Source organism: Paenibacillus sp. MMS20-IR301, from assembly GCF_032302195.1.
Lineage (GTDB): Bacteria > Bacillota > Bacilli > Paenibacillales > Paenibacillaceae > Paenibacillus_AQ.
The window spans coordinates 4,680,362-4,702,036 of the sequence record NZ_CP135275.1 but is presented as its reverse complement, the minus strand read 5'-3'; the positions used below and the strand labels follow the sequence as shown (position 1 = coordinate 4,702,036).

At 54.7% G+C, this 21,675-nt stretch carries 17 protein-coding genes; 13 read left to right on the top strand and 4 right to left on the bottom strand.

Annotation, left to right across the window (positions count from 1 at the left end):
* The first annotated feature begins 21 nt into the window (after nucleotides 1-21).
* The 4 genes from LOS79_RS20195 to LOS79_RS20180 all read left to right on the top strand — a co-directional run bounded on the left by LOS79_RS20195 (nucleotide 22) and on the right by LOS79_RS20180 (nucleotide 3,927).
* On the top strand, nucleotides 22-957 hold the full coding sequence (locus LOS79_RS20195; protein WP_397386804.1) for an iron chelate uptake ABC transporter family permease subunit: 936 nt from the start codon (nucleotides 22-24) through the stop codon (nucleotides 955-957).
* Nucleotides 954-1,706 carry an iron ABC transporter ATP-binding protein gene (locus LOS79_RS20190; protein WP_315411865.1) on the top strand — a complete coding sequence of 251 codons (753 nt, stop codon included), beginning with the start codon at nucleotides 954-956 and terminating at the stop codon, nucleotides 1,704-1,706. Before LOS79_RS20195 ends, LOS79_RS20190 begins: the two co-directional genes overlap by 4 nt.
* Before the next feature lie 170 nt (nucleotides 1,707-1,876).
* A complete protein-coding gene (locus LOS79_RS20185; RefSeq protein ID WP_315411864.1) occupies nucleotides 1,877-2,875 on the top strand; it encodes a Gfo/Idh/MocA family protein in 999 nt (332 codons plus the stop codon).
* A 128-nt stretch (nucleotides 2,876-3,003) separates the two neighbouring features.
* Complete coding sequence (locus LOS79_RS20180) at nucleotides 3,004-3,927, top strand: ADP-ribosylglycohydrolase family protein (protein ID WP_315411863.1); 924 nt, start codon at nucleotides 3,004-3,006, stop codon at nucleotides 3,925-3,927.
* A gap of 723 nt (nucleotides 3,928-4,650) precedes the next feature.
* On the opposite strand, the gene LOS79_RS20175 is transcribed toward LOS79_RS20180, so the two are convergent.
* Nucleotides 4,651-5,358 carry a class I SAM-dependent methyltransferase gene (locus LOS79_RS20175; protein ID WP_315411862.1) on the bottom strand — a complete coding sequence of 236 codons (708 nt, stop codon included), beginning with the start codon at nucleotides 5,356-5,358 and terminating at the stop codon, nucleotides 4,651-4,653.
* Between the two features lie 171 nt (nucleotides 5,359-5,529).
* Between LOS79_RS20175 and LOS79_RS20170 the strand changes: the two genes are divergently transcribed.
* The 4 genes from LOS79_RS20170 to LOS79_RS20155 all read left to right on the top strand — a co-directional run bounded on the left by LOS79_RS20170 (nucleotide 5,530) and on the right by LOS79_RS20155 (nucleotide 8,272).
* The gene (locus LOS79_RS20170) at nucleotides 5,530-6,408 is read left to right on the top strand and encodes a hypothetical protein (RefSeq protein WP_315411861.1); all 879 of its coding nucleotides are present in this window, start codon (nucleotides 5,530-5,532) and stop codon (nucleotides 6,406-6,408) included.
* Nucleotides 6,409-6,571: 163 nt separating this feature from the next.
* Nucleotides 6,572-7,090 (top strand): NUDIX hydrolase, encoded by a 519-nt coding sequence (locus LOS79_RS20165; protein WP_315411859.1) that lies wholly within the window; start codon nucleotides 6,572-6,574, stop codon nucleotides 7,088-7,090.
* A complete protein-coding gene (locus LOS79_RS20160) occupies nucleotides 7,087-7,836 on the top strand; it encodes a WecB/TagA/CpsF family glycosyltransferase (RefSeq protein WP_315411858.1) in 750 nt (249 codons plus the stop codon). Before LOS79_RS20165 ends, LOS79_RS20160 begins: the two co-directional genes overlap by 4 nt.
* A 103-nt stretch (nucleotides 7,837-7,939) precedes the next feature.
* Complete coding sequence (locus LOS79_RS20155) at nucleotides 7,940-8,272, top strand: hypothetical protein (RefSeq protein ID WP_315411857.1); 333 nt, start codon at nucleotides 7,940-7,942, stop codon at nucleotides 8,270-8,272.
* Nucleotides 8,273-8,418: 146 nt separating this feature from the next.
* On the opposite strand, the gene LOS79_RS20150 is transcribed toward LOS79_RS20155, so the two are convergent.
* The 3 genes from LOS79_RS20150 to LOS79_RS20140 are packed head-to-tail and all read right to left on the bottom strand — an operon-like array spanning nucleotide 8,419 to nucleotide 11,350.
* The gene (locus tag LOS79_RS20150; protein ID WP_315411856.1) at nucleotides 8,419-10,224 is read right to left on the bottom strand and encodes a hypothetical protein; all 1,806 of its coding nucleotides are present in this window, start codon (nucleotides 10,222-10,224) and stop codon (nucleotides 8,419-8,421) included.
* 57 nt (nucleotides 10,225-10,281) lie between these two features.
* Nucleotides 10,282-11,205 carry a hypothetical protein gene (locus LOS79_RS20145; RefSeq protein WP_315411855.1) on the bottom strand — a complete coding sequence of 308 codons (924 nt, stop codon included), beginning with the start codon at nucleotides 11,203-11,205 and terminating at the stop codon, nucleotides 10,282-10,284.
* Nucleotides 11,198-11,350 (bottom strand): hypothetical protein, encoded by a 153-nt coding sequence (locus LOS79_RS20140; RefSeq protein WP_315411854.1) that lies wholly within the window; start codon nucleotides 11,348-11,350, stop codon nucleotides 11,198-11,200. The genes LOS79_RS20145 and LOS79_RS20140 overlap by 8 nt, the downstream gene beginning before the upstream one ends.
* A 243-nt stretch (nucleotides 11,351-11,593) precedes the next feature.
* Here LOS79_RS20140 and LOS79_RS20135 point away from each other — a divergent pair, with 243 nt between their 5' ends.
* From LOS79_RS20135 to LOS79_RS20115, 5 genes are all read left to right on the top strand, one after another.
* A complete protein-coding gene (locus LOS79_RS20135) occupies nucleotides 11,594-13,420 on the top strand; it encodes a vWA domain-containing protein (protein ID WP_397386670.1) in 1,827 nt (608 codons plus the stop codon).
* A 64-nt stretch (nucleotides 13,421-13,484) separates the two neighbouring features.
* Nucleotides 13,485-16,874, top strand: a complete 3,390-nt coding sequence (locus tag LOS79_RS20130; protein ID WP_315411853.1) for a tubulin-like doman-containing protein — start codon at nucleotides 13,485-13,487, stop codon at nucleotides 16,872-16,874.
* Between the two features lie 4 nt (nucleotides 16,875-16,878).
* Nucleotides 16,879-19,293 (top strand): transcription initiation factor TFIID, encoded by a 2,415-nt coding sequence (locus LOS79_RS20125; protein ID WP_315411851.1) that lies wholly within the window; start codon nucleotides 16,879-16,881, stop codon nucleotides 19,291-19,293.
* A 389-nt stretch (nucleotides 19,294-19,682) separates the two neighbouring features.
* Nucleotides 19,683-20,954 (top strand): vWA domain-containing protein, encoded by a 1,272-nt coding sequence (locus LOS79_RS20120; protein ID WP_315411849.1) that lies wholly within the window; start codon nucleotides 19,683-19,685, stop codon nucleotides 20,952-20,954.
* A gap of 47 nt (nucleotides 20,955-21,001) precedes the next feature.
* Nucleotides 21,002-21,637, top strand: a complete 636-nt coding sequence (locus LOS79_RS20115; protein WP_315411847.1) for a beta-mannanase — start codon at nucleotides 21,002-21,004, stop codon at nucleotides 21,635-21,637.
* Nucleotides 21,638-21,675: the final 38 nt, after the last annotated feature.

The following is a 21,675-nucleotide window of genomic DNA, read 5'->3' as shown; positions in this document are numbered from 1 at the left end:
TACTTTATTCTGCTTATATCACTGATCGTACTGGGCGTGTTTTCTTCAATTGGATTACTGGTATACAATAATCCGGTCCCGGTCACCTCTCCATCCTTTATGCCAGTTGTTTCAAGAAGAGTAGTAGCCCTGGTTTCCATGCTTATCGCAGCAACTTGCCAAAGTTTGTCAACGGTTGCTTTTCAATCCATTACGAATAACAGGATCATAACCCCGTCACTTTTAGGCTTTGATGCTATTTATTCAACCATTCATACGAGTACGATGTTTTTCCTTGGAACTACGGTGTTTTTGAGCTTTAGCGGGGTTGACTCCTTTCTGTATCAGGTTGCTGCGATGGTCCTGATGTGTTTAATTCTGTACGGGTGGCTGCTGTCCGGTAAGTACGGTAATTTACAGCTGCTGCTTCTGGTCGGTATTATTATTGGGACCGGGCTAAGATCTGTATCCTCTTTTATGAGGCGATTCCTGGCACCGTCCGAATTTGATCTTTTACAGGCAAGATTATTTGCTTCCGTCAATAATTCGGATTCGGCCTATTTCCCGATAGCCATTCCCGTTGTCATCATTGCAGCTTTCCTTCTGCTTGCCAACGCTAACAGGTTAAACGTATTGTCACTTGGCAGGGATGTCTCCACTTCCCTGGGAACGAAACATCAAATGAGTGTAATTTATACGCTTGTCCTCGTTTCCATTTTGATGGCCGTTTCAACGGCTTTGGTCGGACCGCTTACCTTCTTTGGATTTTTAGTCGCTACGTTAAGTTATCAGGCAGCGCAGACGTACGACCACAGATATATCTTTCCGATGGCTCTTGCCATAGGTTTTGTGATCTTGACCAGCGCCTATTTTATTATGAATCATGTATTCCACGCCCAAGGTGTCGTTTCCATCATTATTGAACTGGTTGGGGGACTGACATTTTTAATCGTGATTTTAAGGAAGGGTTCTTTATGATACAGATAGATCATGTCAAAAAATCCTATGCAGCCGAGGTGGCAATCGGCCCGCTTAATATTGTAATTCCCAAAGCCGGGCTTACTTCTCTAATAGGACCCAACGGTGCGGGCAAGTCCACGACGCTTCTGATGATTGGAAGACTGCTTGATATGGACGAAGGCCGGATCAGGGTTGCGGGCCTGGATGTTTCCACATCCAAATCAGGCGATTTAGCCAAGATTCTGACTCTTTTACGGCAAGAAAATCATTTTGTAACGAGGCTGACCGTCAGGCAGCTTGCCGGCTTTGGACGTTTTCCTTATTCCAAGGGAAGATTGACGGGTGAAGATGAGGAGATTATTTCTAAATATATTGATTTTCTGGACTTGACTGCTCTGGAAAACAGATATTTAGATGAGCTTTCCGGCGGACAGAGGCAAAGAGCCTATGTAGCTATGGTTTTGTGCCAGGAGACGGAATACGTCCTGCTCGACGAGCCGCTGAACAATCTTGACGTTGCCCGATCTGTACAGATGATGGAGCATTTGCGGTATGCCGCTAATGAATTTGGAAGAACCATTGTGACTGTCCTGCATGATATCAATTTTGCGGCCAAATATTCGGACCGTATTTGTGCGATGAAGCATGGACAGATTGCCGCTTTTGGAACAGTGCAGGAAGTTATGGACCCCGGGGTTTTAACCGATATTTTTGAAACAAAAATCGAAATTATAACTGGCCCTTACGGGCCGATAGCGATTTATTAGTAGAGTGAGCAATTCACTCTGCTTTTTTGTGCGCCTCAGTCCCCCAGCCGGTGCGGACAGAATATCCGTGCTGATTACTGCGGACCGCCGCCGCCGCCGGCGTGTACACGCCAGGCACATTTTGATAGAATCAAAGGGAGTAATTTTTTATTACGAGGAGGAAGTAACTAATGTCTGAAGATAACGCTTACACGATAAAATGGGGCATTCTCAGCACAGGCTGGATCGCCCATCAGTTCGCCACAGATCTGGCGCATGCCAGCAACGGGACAGCTTATGCGGTTGGCTCGCGTTCCCAGGAAAGTGCCGATGAGTTTGCCAAAAACCACGGGATTCCTGTTGCCTATGCGACCTACGAGGATCTGGTCAATGATCCGGAAGTAGACGCGATCTATATCGGCACCCCGCATCCGTTCCACAAAGAGAATGCGCTGCTCGCGCTGCGTGCCGGCAAAGCCGTGCTCTGTGAGAAGCCTTTTACCGTAAATAGTGCTGAGCTGGAAGAAATCGTTGCATATGCCCGTGAGAAGAAGCTGTTCCTGATGGAAGCGATGTGGAGCCGCTATCTTCCTGCCAATGTTAAGGTTAGAGAATGGCTAGCCGCTGATCGGATTGGTGAAGTGCGGCTGGTTAAGGCGGATCTTGGGTTCCGCGCGGACTGGAATCCGGAAGGACGTCTCTTGAACCCGGCACTGGGCGGCGGGGCGCTGCTGGATGTCGGTATTTATCCGGTATCTTTTGCCTCCATGGTCTTCGGACCGCATCCTGAAGCTGTCTACAGCACGGTGCATATCGGGGAGACCGGGGTGGATGAGCATTTCTCACTGCTGCTGTCTTATGGTGAGGGCAAGTCAGCTTCACTGAACGGCGGGGTCCGCATCAATATGCTGCAGGAAGCGTATGTCTATGGAACGGAAGGTTATATCGTCGTTAAAGGCACCCTGGTGAATCCGAAATCAGCCGAGCTGTATATTGGCGGTGAACTGGTGGAGACGTTTAAGGATGACCGGACCTCGGTCGGATATGCTTTTGAAGCGGAGGAAGTGGGCCGCTGCCTGCAGGAGGGGCTGACAGAAAGTCCGGTAATGACGCTGGACGAATCTGTAGCACTGATGAAGCTGCTGGATGGAGTACGTGCCCAGTGGGGGCTGAAGTATCCGGGGGAATAAAGGGCGGAACGGCAAACTACGGAGAGCACAATCAAGAATAATCATTCACCGGTAAAAGATGCGGAGCCGGGTTAGCCTGGAATGGATATCGCTGCATACGTAAGAAGAAGGAGACAGGGGGGAGCCAAATGACATTAAATGCTGACCGCTATCAGGGCTGTCTGCTGGGGCTTGCGGCCGGAGATGCGCTGGGGACTACCGCTGAGTTCAAGGCACCCGGAACCTTTGCGCCGCTTACGGATATCATCGGCGGCGGGGTATTCGGCCTGCAGCCGGGGCAATGGACGGACGATACCTCAATGGCGCTCTGCCTTGCAGAGAGCCTGCTGAGCGTACAGACCTTTGATCCGGCCGATCAAATGGGGCGGTATGTGAAGTGGTACCGCGAAGGGATGCTGAGCAGCACAGGTGAATGCTTCGACATCGGCAATGCCACCCGTGCGGCGCTTCACCGGTTCGAAGCCAGCGGGGAAGGCTTCAGCGGCTCGGATGATCCCCATTCCGCCGGAAACGGTTCGATCATGCGTCTTGCTCCTGTGGTTATGTATTACGCAGAGCAGCCTGCAGAAGCGATCCGGTATGCAGCGCTCAGCTCAAGAACGACCCATGCCGCTCCCGAATGCCTGGCTGCATGCCGGCTGCTGGCCGCTTATATTCTTGCGGGGCTGCACGGCTGGAGCAAGCAGGAGATGCTGGCCCCGGAGGCTTACCGTGACTGGCTGGATGAGGACAGCCTGACACCGCATATGCTGAATATCAAGTATGGCTCCTACGCGATTAAGGAACCGCCCGAGATTCAAGGCTCGGGGTATGTGGTGGAATCGCTGGAAGCTGCGCTGTGGGCTTTCCACCGGTCTTCCAGCTTTGCCGAAGGCGCGCTGCTCGCGGCCAATCTGGGCAATGACGCCGATACAACAGCTGCTGTCTACGGCCAGATCGCCGGAGCCTATTATGGTCTGGGCGGCATCCCGGCAGACTGGAGCAGCAAGCTGGCTCTGCGTGAACTGATCGGCGACTATGCCGGACGGCTGTATGCGGAACGGGTGAAATAGTGAGCAGACTTATATGGAATGAGTGAAATAGTGAACAGGCTGTATGCGGGATGAGTGAATAGTGAGCAGGCTGTATGCTAAAATGCTGGGTGTCCCTTTTTTGGGAGACCCAGCATTTTTATTGTAACCTATCGCAACCATCGCGATCATTGCTGCATTGCAACAGCACAAAGCCACAACCATCGCAACTCTGCGACTCCACGCCTTGTCCTGGCATCGCCGTAACTCTCCGTAACCCGTAACTTCCCGTAACCCGCAGCCGTGTGCGGACAACCTCGCAGCCCTGCTCCACCACCTGCAGCAGAGTATCATTTTGAGCTATTAATGTAATTTGGGATAAGGCTACACTAAATAAGTGGAAAAACGTCATCTAATTTTGTTTAAATCATCACTTCTCGGGGATTAGTTGGAAAAAATACACTTACTACAGCCGGGTATGTCCAATATCGCAGCTAGGGTCATTATTAAGTGTCATAAATCCACTTATTTCTGCAATAGAGGGAAATGCTGGCTTAATAAGTGCCTTTTATCCAACTAATTTCGGTAGCGCAAAGGTTTACAGCCGGAACGCCCGCCGAACGCCGCGGAACGCCCGCGGGGTGCCCGCCGAACGCCGCGGGGTGTCCGCCGAACGCCCGCCGAACACCCGCCGAATGCCGCGAAACGCCCGCCGAATGATCCAGCGGCAGGGGCCCCGGCGCTAATACGCCTATCCGCAGCTCTTTAGACAGCCTTTTTCCGGAACAAGGCCGTCCACAGGAAAGCTTCGCCAAAGAGCTCTTCCCCTGGGGCTGTCTCCCGCATCCGTCTGAACCGGATTAGCTCCAAACCGCTGAAGATCGTCTTCAGCTTCTCCTCGGTATACCCGAGCCCGCCCCGCATGCTCCGCTGGCGGTAGACTTCCCAATCTGTGATCTCTGCACCCATGGAGCCTGCTGCGAAGCAGGTTAAACCGAAATAGCCGCCCGGCTTCAGCATTCTGTCCACGAGCTCGAGGTAGCTTGCCCTGCGGTGGGGGTAGATGTGATGTAAGCAGCCGCTGTCATAGATCAGGTCATAGCTCGCAGGCTCAAGCTCCAGCTCGAATATGCTGCAGCAGGAGAAATTAACCTTGACCTGATGCGTCGCGGCCCGGTCGGTTCCCCAGTCGATGGCGGCCCGGGAGATATCCGCTGCATCCACGCTGCAGCCCTGTTTCGCCAGATATACCGCATTTCGCCCGCCTCCGCAGCCGAGTTCAAGCGTTTTGCCGGGAGTGATGCAGCCTGTATCGAAATACTCCACCAAGTTCTCATCCGGCTGGTCTTTGAAGAAGGGAATGCCTTTATTCTTGTCCGCATAGAACTGATCCCACCACTCTCCCTCCTCCCGGAATAGAGCATCCAGCATCTTCAGCGTATCCTCGTGGCCGTAAATAGTTTCATCTGTCATTGAGATGGTTGTCTCCTTTCGCACACCGATAATAGAAATCTGCTATCCACTACAAGAATAGATAACAGAATAGCATGTTTTCTATAATATGGTATAATATTCCGGCATAATTAGCAGTGCGAATAGATGCAGAACAACCCAATTATTAGAAGTATAAGGAGGCGGAAATCAGTGACGGCAAATCTAACTAATCTGCTGCTGGCACCGGATAATGAGCAGGTACACACAGCTTTACTTCAGGAGATTAGCAGCTACATTCAAGCGGAGATTCTTGAGCATCCCCTGATTGCAGAGGATTCAGGCAAGCTCAGCATCCTGCTGGACGGATCAACGGCCCTCGGAATAGCGGATAATATCTCGGATATTGACCTGATTCTTGTCTGCACGGACGAGTGTTACGGGGCCATTACAGCACGTTTCGAGCAAGCCGGGCTGATCCCGGAGGGGAGCAGCTTGTTCATGGACGTTCATCTTCCAGGCGGAAAAACAGGGCATTACACCCTGATGAAATTATCCGGGCTGGAGCAGGCTCTGCTGCGGGGGGATTTGGGCTGGTTATGGAATGCCTCGGTTTCCCGCCTGTATCATGACCCGCTGGATATCGGGGGCCTGTTCGCCCGTTTTATTCCGCTTGCTCCTGATGTATTGATGAACCTGCGGAAGCAGACCTACATAGAACTGCGCAGCTGTGCGAAAAGCCTGGATAATCCCGTGCGCCGGGGAGAGGCATTTCCGATTCTTTTCCAGGCAACAGAGGTCTTCAAGCAGGCGCTGCGCTGTGCCATTACGGTGGAGGGCCATCCCTTTCCCTATGATAAGTGGCTTGTACCCGTAGCGGAACAGCTGCCGGCGGGTGAAAGAGTGCTGGAGGCGATGAAGGATTTCTGGTCATACCTGAAGGACGACAATTCTTATACGGCCATGTATCAGGAGGATAACAACTTCGTAAAGATGGAGAAGCGGGTGCGCAAGGTGCTGCTGGAGGAGCTCCGACTCCGCGGCATAGAGGAGCCCTGGCTGACGGAGTGGTGGAAGTATATGGAGGACTGAAGCAGCAATACGTTAGCGAATTAACGGTACTATGATATTCTGTAAGTTGAAAAGAATGGCATAGGTTGGTATGGTAAAATTATGCGTGTAAATAAATGGGCATTTTTACAGGATATTATGAGGTTTTGATGCTGTTCTGCTGATCATTCGGAGGTCGCCGCTGATGCTGCTCAGACAATTGGCTGTCGCTTTGTTATTCAATGAGAATCATGAGGTACTGTTTCTGCAAAAGAAAGCAGACGCCGCCTTTCTGCCCGGGCATCTGGTTCCTATAGGCGGGCATCTCCAGGCTGCAGAGATAGGTGATCCGCAGAGGGCTGCCCTCAGGGAGATTGAAGAAGAGACCGGATTGACATCACCCGGCCTTAACAGCCTTGCGCTCCGGTATGTCGTTCATCAGGTGAGGACGGATAAGGAGATCAGTATCCAGTACATTTTTACAGGCAGGGTTGCCGCGGGGAGCAGTCTGCTTGAGAGTGCAGAGGGGAGTCTGGTATGGGCAGGCTACAGCGGGCTTGAACGGCTGGTTGTAACCGCTTCAACCAAAGAGGTGCTGGGACATTACCTCCGGACAGGTATACATACTAATGAAGTTTATGTCGGTACGATGCATTTGATTCACGGGAAGCCTGCCGCAGCGTGGGCTATCCTGCAAGACTTGGAAGGACAGGTGAGATCATGAAGGACAAGGTGGCAATACTCGGAATTCCCTTTTCCAGGCTGACGCTTGAGCAGACGGTGTCGCTGCTTGCAGAGCATGTCCAGAAAGTACAGGCAGGGCTGTTTCACCTGATTACAGCGAATCCGGAGATTACGCTGGCCAGCCAATCGGACGGGCGCCTGCGGGAGATTATCCAATCGGCGGATCTGATTGTGCCGGACGGAATAGGGATTGTACTGGCGGCACGCAGACAAGGGGAACCCATTCCGGAACGGGTAACCGGATATGATCTGCTGCTCAGCCTGCTTGCAGAAGGAAATGAGCGGGGCTGGAGCTTTTATTTTCTGGGGACGGATGAGCGGACGAGTGAACAGGCGGTACAGAACATCAGACGGCGTTATCCGCAGGTAAAGGTTGCCGGAAGACATCACGGATTCTTCAGTCTGGCGGAGGAGCCGGGTGTACTCAGCGAGATTCAGCAGGCCAAGCCCGATGTGCTGATTCTGGCGATGGGTGCGCCGTATTCCGACAAATGGCTGCACAAGCATAAGGCGGCGCTGGACGGAGTTAAGGTGGTGTTTGGGGTAGGCGGCAGCCTGGATGTCATCTCGGGTAAAGTGAAGCCCGCGCCGGCCATCTGGAAAAAGCTTAATCTGGAGTGGGCGCACAGGCTGCTGTTCGCTCCGGTGGCCAAAGGCCAGAAGTCCCGCTGGCGCAGACAATCCGCCTTGCCTAAATTCGTCTACCGGACGATCATCCGCAAGTGAAGGCGGCAGGTTAACCCCTCTTCCGGCAGGGCAGCTGCCCCGCTGAAAGACCCTCCTCTATTCTGGGTAAGTGTAGGTAAAGGGAATTATAGGAGGGACAACTATGGGCAACCCGCTGAAGGAATTCAAGAACAGTATTGACGGGCTGAAGCAGTCGCTGGACGGGGTGAAGCAATCCGTGGACGGCCTGAAGGCGCCGGTAGATGAACTTATGGGGAATGTACAGGATACGCTGGGTGAAGCGAAATCGAGGTCGGAGGGCGTGAAGTCAGAGCTTGGACGGATGAAGCAGGCGGTGGAGGACACTAAGGCGGTGCTTGTTGAGGTAAAAGATACCCTGACCGCATCAGCAGAGGTGCTCTATACCCGGAAACGGTATGCCCGCCTGTTCAGCCGCCGCGCGAAGCTGCAGACCGCCAAGGCCGTGCAGCCTTAAACGAAGATTAACCAGCCATTACGGGGCTAATCTTAAGCAGAAGCCTGTGCTTAGCCTAATCCGGCACACAAAAAACGCAAGAGTCAAACGGCGTAAGCACCGTTTCTGCTCTTGCGTCTTTTGGTATAACGGGAGAAATCCCGCGGCTAAGGCAGCTTCAGGCTTAAGCTTCCTACCGTATCTACGATAAATACAGGTACATAATACTCGCCCAGATCGGTCCCGGCATAATCATAGCTGTTCTCGTACCTGCCGCTGACAACAGCCAGTCCAGTGATTCCGTTCACCTCGCCTTGCAGCAGCAGATAACGCCCGCCTGAGCTGGCAACCGTTCTCCCGGCAGCATCGATATAAATATTGCAGGACAGCGTCACTTTCTCATAAGGATGAAGCTCCAGCTGGGATGCATCAATCGGAGTATAGGTGAACTCCCGGTAGATTTCCGAGAACTCATACGCACCGTTCACGAGGCGGAATATGGCGGTCTGCCCGTCTTGACCATCTGCCAGATCCGTATCTGATACGCGGATGGAGCCGTCCTCTGCCATCAGCTCAAAGTCACTGCCGGCAAAGCTGAACAACCGGGAGATCCCCTCCGGCCGGATCGTATAAGCTGTGAAGATGTTGCGTTCGTCATCGCGGGTGCCTATAGCGACAATGACCGGTACTTCCGAGAATGCAGACAGCGCTTCGTTAAAGGCAAGGAGGCTTAGCGCTGCAGCATCCGGGACGGTCTCGCCTGTCAGGGTAGTAATGATGCCGTCACCGCTCATGTCGGCATAAACCAGCTGGCCGCTTGTATTGATTCCGGCTACAGCCGCTTTGGCACCGTAACGGTCGTTGACCCAGACTGTATGAGTATAGCTGCCCTGTACCTCACTGCCGGGCAGCAGCCGTACCGGCTCGGCAGCATTCCAGGCGAGCGTTGCTGCGGCCACGGCCTCAGAGGTATCCTGCAGCGGATTCAGCTCGCTGTAGAGCTGGATTGCATCCGCGTATTGTCCGCCGCGGACCAGGCGGGAGGCGTCCCGGAGCAGCGCCGTAATGCTGCGGTCGATCAGCTTCAGCACTTTGGAGGCCACGGTGCCTGCCAGTCCGGCATACTTGCGGTAAGCGGCGGCATGTCCGGCGAAGGCGGCGGTATACCCGCCGTCCAGATCCTTGTTCAGGATAAGCAGGGCGCTCTCCTGAACCTCGTCCTCCAGCCAGTCCGCCTTATAGCTGTGGCTGCCGTAAGCATCCGCCATGGATAACGCGCTGTCCAGCATGGACTGGAAGCTCCCGGCTGCGGCTAATGCCTTCAGCCGGGCCGTATCATGAGCTTCGAACCGCTCAGCCAGCAGCTCTTCTTTGGCAGCAGCCCCTCCGTAATAGGCGTCGGGGATTTGCAGCAGGCTCCATTTAAAGCTGTCGGCACTTGTGCTGCCGGCGTTGCCTGTACTTGTACTGTTCTTCCGGCTCTCCTCAAGTTCGGCAAGAAACTGCTCCCTGAATTGACGGAATCCTGCCGTCATCTGATCGGAAATGCCGGAGTCTGCCGAGAGCTGACGATAATAATCTTCATAAGGCCCGTTTGCAGTCATATATTTGCTCTTCAGGTTAAGTAATGAGGCGTAGCTCTCCATATATCCGCTGAAATCCTTAACCGTCAGCTGATCCTCAAGCTTCAGGGTTAGGCCGCTCAAGCTGCTGCGGATGGCGGTGATGGGAGACAGCTCCTGCAGTCTTGCAGCGATCAGCTTTTCTTTATATAGAATAGAGATGTTAGCTGCGGCCAGCCGGAACTGGTTCTCGGCGGCAATCAGATCGCCTGCGGCATACAGCCGCTCGGCTTCCTGCACAGCCTTCATCTTATCCTCTATCCCCAGAACCTTCTGTCCCAGCAGGGCTGTCATAAGGATACACAGAATGATCATAATATTCCGCAGGGATAAGGCTTGTTTGATCGTCATATAGTATAGCCCCTTTATTCGTATATAAGGAATGCAGTGGAGTTCCGGCTTTCCTCCTTATACTTCAGGGTCATAACGGTACTTGAGCTCCCGGATATCCGCCACTCTGGCATCCAGACCGTTCCATGGCTCATAGGGGCTGGCAGCAATCAGTCTGGACAAACGCAGGAACCGGTCCCGCGGCAGGTCCTGCAGGTATCTTCCTATTAATCCGGAGTAGAGCAGAGCATAACGCTTCAGACGGACTGCTGCTCCGGCAACAGCAGTCAGAATGGCCAGACCCTGGTCCATCTCCAGAATCTGCACTTCATAATTCTTCACATAGCGCAGGGTGCGGTCCTTGATCAGCTCCGGGCGGACCTTGGCAATTTCGCCGATGTATTCAGCGAGCAGCGGCTCGAAATCCTTCAAGAGCAGCTGCTCCAGCTCCAGCTGCATATCCTTGCGCAGCTGGAAGCCGTGCAGCAGGGCGACGCGCTGGCGGGAGATCCGGTCTCCGCGCAGCAGAATGGAGATTTCGCGCAGCTTCTCGTAGGCGAGTACATCATTCTCCCGCAGTACGCTTACCGCCTCCTGGCGGTTGAGCTCCAGATCTTCCCTGATGCTGAGGATGTTCCGGCCTAATAATTCATTAAGTGCGTACAGATTTTCGTTCTGCCGCACTTTTCGCTGCGTATAGTAGATCAGTCCGGCCATTATGATTCCCCCGGCGCCGCACAGCGCCATCTGCAGCAGGCTTTGGCCGAAATAGACAGCGGCGAGGGTCAGCAGCAGAACCAGCAGCAGCCGGGTATGCTGCTTGCGCCGGGCAACGGAGGCCGCCTGCTTCTCTGCCGGAATCAGCGAGGCACGGCCGCAGCGTGTGCAGCGCTCCTCGCCGAGGGCAGTGTAACGGCCGCAGCGGCGGCAGACCCGCAGCTTCTCATAAGCGTAACGCGGAGCCTTGAAGGGCCGGAAGGTTACAGGTTTCTTTTTACTCACGGGCACGGTCCCCTCCGTTCAGCGCAGCAAGCAGCCGCTCATCAATATCCTCGCGGGTAAGCGGCCTCCGCTGGCGGGAAGCGTAACGTGCAATCTGAATAACGGTATACAGAAACGTTATCCCGAGTATGACGTATGTAATCATGGAACTCGTCCTTTCTCTTATGGTTACGGGCTTTTAATCAAATATTCAGCTACAAGGCGTATACTTATAATATCTCATGTGCGCAAGGATGACGATTCTAGCAGCCGGAGGTACTGATTCTACAGTCCCTAAGTTGAAGTTTACAAGGTTTAATTATATCATAATGGCATGCTATTTACAGAATTTAGCTATGATGCAGAATCTGTGATTACCGCCTAAATTAACACAAGAGGAGCCCTATTTATGCTTCGTACACACCGTAATTCCAGAACGGCCAAGACCCGGCTGCAGCGCTTAATCTCCCTGCTGCTGATTATGTTATGCATCGCTGCCGCCGTACCCTTCGGAGCTTCCGGGGTTAACGCCGCTGCGGCTGCACCATCCCATATTGATGCTGTACTGCTGATCGATGTCAGCAACTCCATGAACAAGAGTGATAAGAACAAGATCGCCAATGAAGCGATGAAGATGTTTATAGATATGCTGTCTACCCAGGGAGACAAGGTAGGCATCGTTGCATACACCGACAAGGTGCAGCGCGAGAAGGCGCTGCTCGGGATTACCTCTGCCGCAGACAAGCAGGATTTGAAGGATTTCATTGACGGGCTGAGCCGCGGACCCTACACAGATATTGCAGTGGGGATGGAGGAAGCGGTGAAGGTGCTGGCGAACGGCAGCGATCCCGGCCATGAGCCGATGATCGTCATGCTGGCTGACGGCAACAATGACCTCGATGAGGCCGGCGGCCGGACGCAGGCCCAGTCCGATCAGGAGCTGAAGGCCGCTGTAGAAACAGCGAAGCAGAAGGGCTATCCGGTATATACGATCGGGCTGAATGCCGACGGCAAGCTGAATAAGGATATTCTGACCGGCCTGTCTGACCAGACGGGCGGCAAAGCGTTCACCACCGATTCCGCAGATGATCTGCCGCAGATTCTCAGTGAGATTTTTGCCAGCCATCTGAAGCTGAAGGTTGTGCCTGTGCCGTCGATTACGGCAAACGGTAATTATCAGGAAGTAACGGTGAACGTGCCAAACGCAAGCGTCCTGGAAGCGAATATCTCCATTATGTCTTCGCAGCCTGTAACCGCGAAGCTAAGCGATCCTTCCGGCAAGGAAGTAGCCATTCCCTCAGATGCTGTACTGCTGTCGAAGTCATCCAGCTATACGCTGATCAAGCTGCTCTCTCCGGAGCAGGGCGACTGGAAGCTGCAGGTCAAGGGTGTGCCGAAGGATAAGATCGACATTAATCTGGTCTTCAACTATGATTTGGAGCTGAAGCTGGATGCCCTGCCTTCCCAGTCCTACCGCAAGGGGGATACAGTAGATATCGCCTCCCATCTGTTCAGCAACGGGACTGAGGTTACCGAGAGCAGCCTGTATCAGGAGATGAAGGCCGTGCTGCTCGTTACGGATAAGGATACCGGCGCTGTGGAGGAGCTTCCGCTCGATAACTCGGGTGCGGAGTTCAAGGGCTCCTTTGAAATTAAGGACAGCCATGAATATGAACTGAAGGTCCGGGCCGAAGAGAGCAGCTTCTACCGTGAGAGCGACGTTCTGACCATCAACGCCAAGACGGGAACGGTGGCTACGAGCCAGCCGGCAGCCGGTTCAAGTACAAATGAAGAGCCGGCGGCGGATGAGAAGGCCTCCTACACCCTTTACTATATTATCGGCGGGGTTATTCTCCTGCTCGCAGCAGCTGCGGCCTTCTGGCTGCTTCGCCGCCAGGCGAACCGCGGATTTGTCGGTCAGCTGGTCATAGAGGTGCTGGACGGCAACACCGGAGAGAAGACCTATCCGCAGTACAAGAAGCTCGCAGGCTTCCGCGGCAGATTCACGCTGCACCAGCTGCTGCAGCTGGCGCCTGAACTCAAGGAGAGCGAGAAGGCAGTGTTCACTCCGGGGAACAATGACCGGCTGATCCTGCGCGGCGGAGACGGAATTACCGTAGAGCGTTCAGGGCGTGCTGCCGATACCTCGAAGGGACTTGAAATGAAGAGCGGTGACCGCGTGTCAGTCTCGCTGCAGTCGGTAGACAAGACGATTTTAATCGAATATCTGATATAAGAGCGCCTAAGCGTATGCTATCAGCACTAAGCATACGCCACCACAACTTTCAGGAGGAAAATCTATGAAACCGGTAGTAAGAGAGCATATTCAGCAGCTGGATGTATCGCTAGGCGGAGGGATCGTCAGCGACAAGATCAGAGTCGATACCATTGATAACCCGATACTCATTATCGGGCTTGGCGGTACGGGCATCGATGCCCTGCTGCGCCTGAAATACCAGATTAACCGCCGCTTCAAGCTGCCCGAGGACCCGTTGTCCAAGAAGAAGCGGGATAAACCGGACAATGTGGAATTCCTGGCATTTGAGACCAATGAACAGGACCGCGGCAAAAAATACAAGGGCATCGGCCTGGATCCGCAGAATGAATTCGTGCTGCTGGCCAACGCCGAGATCGGCGGGCTGCTGCAGAACCGCAGTATTCTTGATCCGTACATTACAGACTGGCTGTCGCCCGAGCTGAGCATCACCGACGGTATGAACGGAGCCGCCGGGGTACGCCAGGCCGGACGCCTGCTGCTGTTCACGAAGATTAACCAGGTTGTGGCTGCGATCGACAAGAAGATCAAGACGCTGTCCGTCGGCACCAGCAAGAAGCTGATGGTGTTCCTGCTCACCGGACTGTCCGGCGGAACGGGCAGCGGCGCTTTTCTGGACATTGCCTATATCGTCCGCGGGATTATTGAACGGGATTATGGTGCAGCCGGCATTGACCGTGTGAATACACTGGGCTATCTGTTCACACCGGATGTCAATCTGGCGAACAAGAGCCTCAGCGAGCATACCCGTGAGTATATCCGCAAGAACGGTTATGCCGCGCTCAAAGAGCTGGATTACTGGATGAATGTCGACAGCCGGGGCGAACGGTTCCGCCAGCAGTACGGCAATATTCTAAGCGTCAATTCCCCGCTGCCGCCGTTTAATCTCTGTCATCTCATCTCGGCAACGAATACGGAAGGCAAGCTGCTGGAGAATGCATATGATTACTGCATGAACGTAACCGCTGAGAATATTACGAACTTCATGGCCAGTGAAGAAAAAGCCTCCGGCGAGGAATTCGCCATCCATGACTATATCAGCAACATCCGGACCAATATTGCACAGATGAACAAGACGTATCCTGCGAACTATGAATACAACATTATCGGCGCTTCCTCGGCGGTGCTGCCGATCGAAGAGATGACAACTTATCTGGCCTTCCGCCTCTTTGACAAGATGGACAAGATGTTCCAGCAGGCTCCGGGTCAGGAGGATGTGGAGAAGATGGCGCGCAAGCTGGGCATCGATCTCGATACGATGATCAAGACCTTCGAATCCCGCGTGCCGGAGCCGCTGCCCGGCTATCAGAACAGCGAGCGCCTCAGCCATGCCAACGTGATCAAGAATCAGGTGGTCAGCATGGATACGGAGCTGGAGCAGAACTTCCTGGCCCGTGCCCGCGAGGAATACATTAAGTCCAAGAAGCAGCTGCCGGGTGAAATTGCCGCACGGTTCGACGAGGAGCTGGAGCGTGTTTTCCTGCATCCTGAGCAAGGGCCGTTCTATGTGTCACGGCTGCTATATACAGAGAAGGGCTTCTGCATTCTGAAGCTGATCCAGTCTTATATTGAAGCGCTGCGCGAGAGCCTGCTGCGCCTGCCGCGCGATATCGAGACGGCTCAGGACAGTGCGGAGGAGAAGCTGGGCGATGCGCGGAGCGCTTTTGTCTCCAAGGAGAAGAAGAAGAATGCCTACATTGAAGCCAAAATCAACGAATACTGGCTGCACGCCGATGTGGAGCGCACCGAGCAGATGATCCAGTTCTATGAGGATCTTTACGAGCTGCTGAATGAAGAGAACAGCCGGATCTACGGCGTCTTCACAGAAATTCTGACGGCGCTCAGCTCAATCTTTGAGAAGAATGGCGACATTCTGATTAACGGGGAAGAGCAGGCCGACCACAAAGGTAACAAAACCTACTATTGGAATATCGTCAATGTGCCGGATATCTCTGCAACGATCTCCAAGGTGATGGACCAGAAGGACGGCGATGATCTGATCCGCGACTTCACCCGCGAAATGCTGAAGAATTCCGGACGCTGGGTCAAGGAGCAGGAGATTGATATCGTCCGTTCGATCTCTGAGTTCCTGAGCGATAAGTTCGGCGATCTCATTACCCGTTCCATGGAAGATTTCCTGGTGATGAAATACGGGCGCGAGGAGCCGCTGGATAAATTCGTGGAGCGGATTATTGCCGGACGCCTGGATGAGGATGCCGTACCGATCTTCCATCTCAGCAACAGCTCGGGCAGCCTGCACTTCCCGTCGTGGGGCTTCGTCTCCGTGCCGGTGAAAGCTCCGGGCATCCTGAAGGGGATCCGCAACTATCAGAATAATGCACTTGGCAAATCGCAGTTTACGATCAAGGAAAGCCAGGTGAAGAACCGGATTTTCTGGCTCAATACGCGCAACGGGGTGCCGCTGTTCGTATACACGCCGCTGCGGGTGTTCGAAGAGAACTATGAACGGACCATCCTGGACAAGGAAGGAATCGGCCGCCATCTCGTAATGACCGACAAGGACAACTGGACTTATCTGCCTTCGCCGATCCCTGAGAAGTCATGGGGCGATACTTACGTCAATGCGCGGGTCCGTGATTACAATGCCAGAGTGCGGGCTGATTTTGCCCGGGCACTGGAGAGCGGCGTTATCATCGAGAAGGGCCTTGACGAGAATACGAGCAGCCGGTTCTCCGTCGTATTCACGGCGCCGTTTGATCTGGGCAAGCTGCTCAGCGGTTATGACCTCCAGCTTGGCTCGGCCCGCCCGAATCTGGGTGAAGTGCGCAAAGCTGCAGACGAGCTGAAGTCGCTGCGGGCCGGCGGGCTGGAGCGTGAAGGCATCAAGGATATCTTCGGCAGCATCAACCGTGAGCTGGCCCAGGAGAACCTGATCCGTTCGCCGCAGCTGATTACCCGCGTCCGTGAAGAGCTGGCGAAATACGATGCCCTCACCGCCAAGGCTGCAGAGCTGGAGGTGCTGGTGCATCAGCATCTGGATGAGGACAAATGGATTGACCAGTTCATTGAAGCCCTGTACACCGATACGATCACCAAAAAAGGTGCGCTCTATGTCTATGACCGTGACGAGGACGAGGATGCCTGGGAGCCGTTCGCCAATCTGATGAAGGAACGCAGCTATGTGGAATATGCCGTATACCGTCATTTCCGCGCGCTTGATGAGAAGAGCCGGAGCGTCCTGCTGCGCAAGGCGGCACGCCGGGCCGGAGAGATGACGGCCGCAGAGGATGTAACTCCGCTGCTGTATAAGCTGGAAGGCATGTATGTCTCCTTCCTGGAGGCGCGCGACAGTCTCGAGTATGAGCGGGTGGAGCATGCTAACGGCGATGAAATGTACGGCTTCTACAAGAGCCTGACCGGCAAGCTCGGCAGCATCCGCAGAAAGCTGAAGTAAGCCGATGATCAAAGATCAGGCCTTACATTATGCGGATCAGTATGCCGCGCAGGAGGAAGCGCAGCTTAGCAAGGGGGATGGACGCAGCAGCATCCATTACCCTGCGCTGTTCCTGTTCCTGGGCGACAAAGTAGCCCCGGCCATCGGCCCTGTGCTGGATCGTTGCGAGCGGAAATGGGATAATGCTGGCGGCGTGATGGCGCTATATGCAGGTTCAGGGCCTGTAAACAGCCAGGAGAAGGACGGAATCAAGGGAAGGATCGGAAGTGGGAACGGCGTCAAAGAACGCGTCATGAGCATGAATCTGCCGGAGACGGCTGGGCGTGATTTGCGCAGCGTCCGGCGCGGGATTTACCGTGAATTTCAGGAAGACAGCCGCTGCTTAGCCGGAATGAACCGGACGCTGCGGCAGTTAAGCAACGCCATTGCGGACTATGGGCGGCTGTATTCCTCGTTTGACGTCATCCATCTGTCTGTCATCACGCGGGTCGATGATCCGCTTAATGTGCTGCTGCCGGAAGTTACTCTGCTGGCCCGCGCGATTCTCAGCCAGTCCTTCAAATCAGTGCAGACCGATCTGTATGCGCTGATCAACGAGCGGGAGCAAGGGGATAACTTCGGTTATTCCAGCTCGGTCGGGCTGGCTTTTCTGCGTGAGCTGGACGGGATGCAGGCGGCGGACTACACATTAAGCGCCAAGCTGCTCGTGACGGAGGAAGGCTTGTCCATTCCTGTATCGCACGGGCCATCCGCATTGTTCGACCTCGTCTATCTGCTCTCTGACAAAAATGAGCGCGGGCTGATGTCTGCCCGCGGGATGGACGACAATTACGAAATTATTGCTCATATGAGCCTGTTGAAGAACCGCGTCCGGCCTGCGGCTGATCAGTCTTCCGGCCATGGCGGCTACAATAATATGACCTTCAAGAGCGGGATCCGCGGCAGCACCGGCAGGCAGGGCTACGCTTCCGCCGGCTTCTCGGCGGTGCGCAGGCCGAACCGGCAGATTGCCCTCGCGGTCCTCGCACATGCACTGCAATACCTGTCCGCGAAGCTGCGTGCGGGGAATACCCGCAGCCTCAAGGAGCGGCAGGCGCTGCTTGGTCTTGGCGCGGATGCCCTGCGCGCCCGTGCAGCAGAGCTGCTGCCGGATGAAGCCGGTCTATCGGAGATGACCGGGCTGATGAGCCATGGCCGCCCGTCTTACTCGGAGCTCAGAGCGCTGTCGCTGCGCGAAGCGGAGGAGCTGCTCTTCGGCGAAGGCGGGCAGGCTTATTTCCGCAGCAACTTTGCGGAGGTGTCCGCAAGGCGGACTGCGGCCGTAGAACCGGCCCGGGAGTGGGCCGGGGTGCTCGCGAACGTAGAGAAGGGGAATCCGCCGATTACGTTCTACCAGCTGGCAGAGTGGACCTCCGGCCAGGCCGGCGAAGGCGGCAGTGTGCTGCAGGCACTGCGCCAGCACATGGGCGGCTTGCGTTCTGCACTGCTCGCTGCGCAGGAGGAGCTGGAGCGGCTCTATGCGGAGAGCGTGGAGCGCCAGCCGTTCCAGCGGGTGCCGCTGCTGGATAAACGGACTGTGCGTAATTTCATCCAGTATTTGTTCACAGCCGTATACGGCAAGAAATATGAGATTCTGCTGCTGGAGAGCGAGCTTGCGCTCTGCCACCGTTACGATGCTGCCCTGGAGCAGCTGCATGCCGAGAGCACAGCCAAGGTGCGGACCATGGCGGCGCTGGAGGAGGAGCTGCACAGCCTGGCGCTGGCCAGCATCGGGCGCAGCCAGGAAACGGTAGACCAGAATATTATGGAATACTACCGTAATGTGACAGATGAGGTTATGAAGGATATCGAGACGCGGCGGGGCGGGGATATCTTCTTCAGTGAACGGTTCATGGGCAGCCTCTCGGAGCTGCTGCGCCAAGGTGCGCCGGCTGTCGCGGCCCGGCTGATTGAAGTCTGCCGCCGCGAGGTGCTGAGCGCACCGCCGTTTGCGCTTCCCTTCGAGGAAGAGCTGCTGCGGCGTGCCAATGTCGCGGCGGCTTACGAGAACCGGGGGATTGTCTCCAAGGAGGAGCTGTTCAAGCAGCTCTACCGGAGCCTGGAGGAGGAGGCGGCGATGAATGTCCGCCTGTTCGAATATACGCAGGAGCACCGGCATGAGGAGAAGTACTTCTTCGGCGACAGTGCTTCCGAATTTCTGCGGTATGCCTTCAGTGTTGACGAGACCACCCGGATCTACCGGCTGGGCTTCGTGCATGAGCAGCGGCGGAGCGGGGTAGAGAAGCTGAATCTGATGGGCGGCTTCCATCTGGAGGATCTGCTCTATTACCGCAACGGCAAGGTCTATTATGAGACTTATGCGGGCAACGGCTATTCGCTGCATGGCCTGGAGGAAGATCAGCTGCCGGTGATGAGATAGACCCGACTACTATAGCTGCAGCTGCCGCAAGTGTAAAAAGTGCAATAGATTGGTCCTGAATTGCCCGGAAAAGAGATTCTATTGTATTTTGTACAGCAGAATCCCGCGAACTTAGGGAATTAGGACAATTCTCATTCATTCTGCTGCACGAAGTGCAATAGAATGGAATTGCGGGCGCTTTTTCGGGCAATCTGTTGTACAGAGTACATCAGAATAGGAAATGCTGCCTTTTTCAAAACAGAATTTATATGCAATTGTCCTTCTGTTTCTCGCTTGAACGGTACCGTCCCATAAAAGGAACGGGGAAGCCGTTTCTGCGTGCCTAATACAGCTGATGGTCCCTGTATAGCGCATTATTATTAAGTTCTTCCCGGAAAGGATGAATATCAATGCAGCGAAAAATCAATCTGCTCCTGCTCCTCTTCAGTCTGCTTGGCGGAGGAATAGCCTTTGTGCTTGGCGAGCTGCTGCTGGACCGAGAGGCGTATAATCTGCCGATGATTGTGCTGGTCGGCATTTATTTCGCTATAGTGGCGCTTGGCGTCGGAGCAGGCAGCCTGGCAGCGGAGACGATCTCGCCCAAGCTGAACGGCCAGTCCTGGAAGCTGCGTTATCTCGGCACTTCATGGAAGATGCTCCCGCTGGCTGTAGTCTTATTATTTGGCCTCGGCACATTGACCGAATTCCTGTATGAGCTGAATTTCGGCGGCATAAGGCCGGTCAAAAATGTCGTAATGGTTATAGACAATTCCGGCAGTATGCTGGAAAGTGATCCTAATAACAGCCGTTATGAAGCAGCCCGCTCGCTGGTGCAGCAGCTGGATGAAGATAACAAGGTGGCTGTGGTTACTTTCGACCATGATGCTTCCGTGGTTCAGCCTCTGATCCCGCTCTCAAAGGCGGCGAACCGTGAGCAGGTGTCGTCCGTGATCAGCAGTCTGCAGACTACAGAGGGCGGAACCAATATCAGCGGTGCGCTTACTGAAGCAATGACTGTGATCAGCACTGACGGGGCGAACCGGGGAGCGATGGTCATCCTGCTGTCGGACGGCATAAGCGAATTCAACACCGCAACAGAATTGACGGAATATGTGGACCGGGGCATCGCGGTGAATACCATCGGGCTTGCGCTGGATGATCCGTCCGGCTCCAGTCTGCTCCAGGATATCGCCGGCCGAACCGGCGGACAGTATTATGATGTGGCGGATGCGGGCCGGCTGGGCGAGGTATTCCAGCAAATCTATGACCGGCTGGGCGACCGGACACTGCTGACGGAGCGCAGTGATGCGACAGCAGGCAGCCCTTACTATGCGGTAGTCCGCATTCTTGCCCTGATCCTGATCGGTACTGCACTTGGCCTCGGGCTGGGTATTGTGTTCGATAACCGCCATCTGGCCCGCAGCTTCAGCTTCGGCGGAGCGTTGTCCGGCCTTGGCGCCGGACTGATCCTGGAATTCGGGCTGCGCGGAGATACCGTCACAGACCCGATGATCCGCCTGCTGGCAGTGCTTGTGCTGGTTGCTATTCTTACATTGTTCACTTATATAGTGCCTGTAGGTGAAGGAACCCTGTCCCGCAGGGGGAGATCAGCCGGGGCTTCGTCCCGGGGGGCAGACAGCATCAATTCACCGCGCCGGAACCGCGGGAGTAAGGGATTCTAGACATTCATCTGAATAAATTTGCTATACAGTGAAAGGGGCATGTTGCCATGAGGTACGCCGAGGTTCATTCTGCAGCGCCGGCTATTGCCGAGGTAGTGTCCAGAGTGGAGGACCGGTTCTGCACGCTGCGCTGGCGCTGGCCGGATGGCGTGCAGGCAGTGTGTATTCATAAAGCCGCTGCGGACGCGCCGGAGGACGGGGAGACCCCGCCTTCCGGCATGAAGCTGTATACCCGTGAGGAATACAAAGCGAACAACGGTTTCCGTGACCGGCTCGACGAGATCGGGCTGGTGGCTTACACCATTTATGCCCGGCTCAGCGAGAACGGGGAGACCTTGCTGGTACGCCAGCAGGACGGCAGCAATAGAGTGGTAGTCAGTGCAGGCAAGGCGAGAATCTATTATTCCGTTCAGCACAAAAAAGGCCTGTTCAGCAAGCTGAAAACGGTACATATGACCATTACCGCCGAGGTTCCGGTACCGATGGAAGTACTCTGCTACGTCAAAAAACGGGACGGCCAGCCCTCCTCCAAGGAGGACGGCACACGCTTCCCGTTCGTTCAGGATTTTAGCCCGGGCCGCAACCAGCTCCCGCCGATTGAGGTCGGCAAAGATGATTTTATCCGCATTTTTTTCACGGACGGCCGCAAATATGGCTTGTACTATGAACTGGTTCCGGAGTAAGCGCGGGCTCTAACACGAAGCACGGCGGGATATAAACA

Excerpts from the sequence above, each read along its gene's own strand:
- LOS79_RS20185 (WP_315411864.1), top strand. The coding sequence starts at position 1,877 with ATGTCTGAAGATAACGCTTACACGATAAAATGGGGCATTCTCAGCACA.
- LOS79_RS20160 (WP_315411858.1), top strand. The coding sequence starts at position 7,087 with ATGAAGGACAAGGTGGCAATACTCGGAATTCCCTTTTCCAGGCTGACG.
- LOS79_RS20165 (WP_315411859.1), top strand. The coding sequence starts at position 6,572 with ATGCTGCTCAGACAATTGGCTGTCGCTTTGTTATTCAATGAGAATCAT.
- LOS79_RS20130 (WP_315411853.1), top strand. The coding sequence starts at position 13,485 with ATGAAACCGGTAGTAAGAGAGCATATTCAGCAGCTGGATGTATCGCTA.
- LOS79_RS20155 (WP_315411857.1), top strand. The coding sequence starts at position 7,940 with ATGGGCAACCCGCTGAAGGAATTCAAGAACAGTATTGACGGGCTGAAG.
- LOS79_RS20115 (WP_315411847.1), top strand. The coding sequence starts at position 21,002 with ATGAGGTACGCCGAGGTTCATTCTGCAGCGCCGGCTATTGCCGAGGTA.
- LOS79_RS20180 (WP_315411863.1), top strand. The coding sequence starts at position 3,004 with ATGACATTAAATGCTGACCGCTATCAGGGCTGTCTGCTGGGGCTTGCG.
- LOS79_RS20125 (WP_315411851.1), top strand. The coding sequence starts at position 16,879 with ATGATCAAAGATCAGGCCTTACATTATGCGGATCAGTATGCCGCGCAG.
- LOS79_RS20120 (WP_315411849.1), top strand. The coding sequence starts at position 19,683 with ATGCAGCGAAAAATCAATCTGCTCCTGCTCCTCTTCAGTCTGCTTGGC.
- LOS79_RS20135 (WP_397386670.1), top strand. The coding sequence starts at position 11,594 with ATGCTTCGTACACACCGTAATTCCAGAACGGCCAAGACCCGGCTGCAG.
- LOS79_RS20140 (WP_315411854.1), bottom strand. The coding sequence starts at position 11,350 with ATGATTACATACGTCATACTCGGGATAACGTTTCTGTATACCGTTATT.
- LOS79_RS20175 (WP_315411862.1), bottom strand. The coding sequence starts at position 5,358 with ATGACAGATGAAACTATTTACGGCCACGAGGATACGCTGAAGATGCTG.
- LOS79_RS20150 (WP_315411856.1), bottom strand. The coding sequence starts at position 10,224 with ATGACGATCAAACAAGCCTTATCCCTGCGGAATATTATGATCATTCTG.
- LOS79_RS20190 (WP_315411865.1), top strand. The coding sequence starts at position 954 with ATGATACAGATAGATCATGTCAAAAAATCCTATGCAGCCGAGGTGGCA.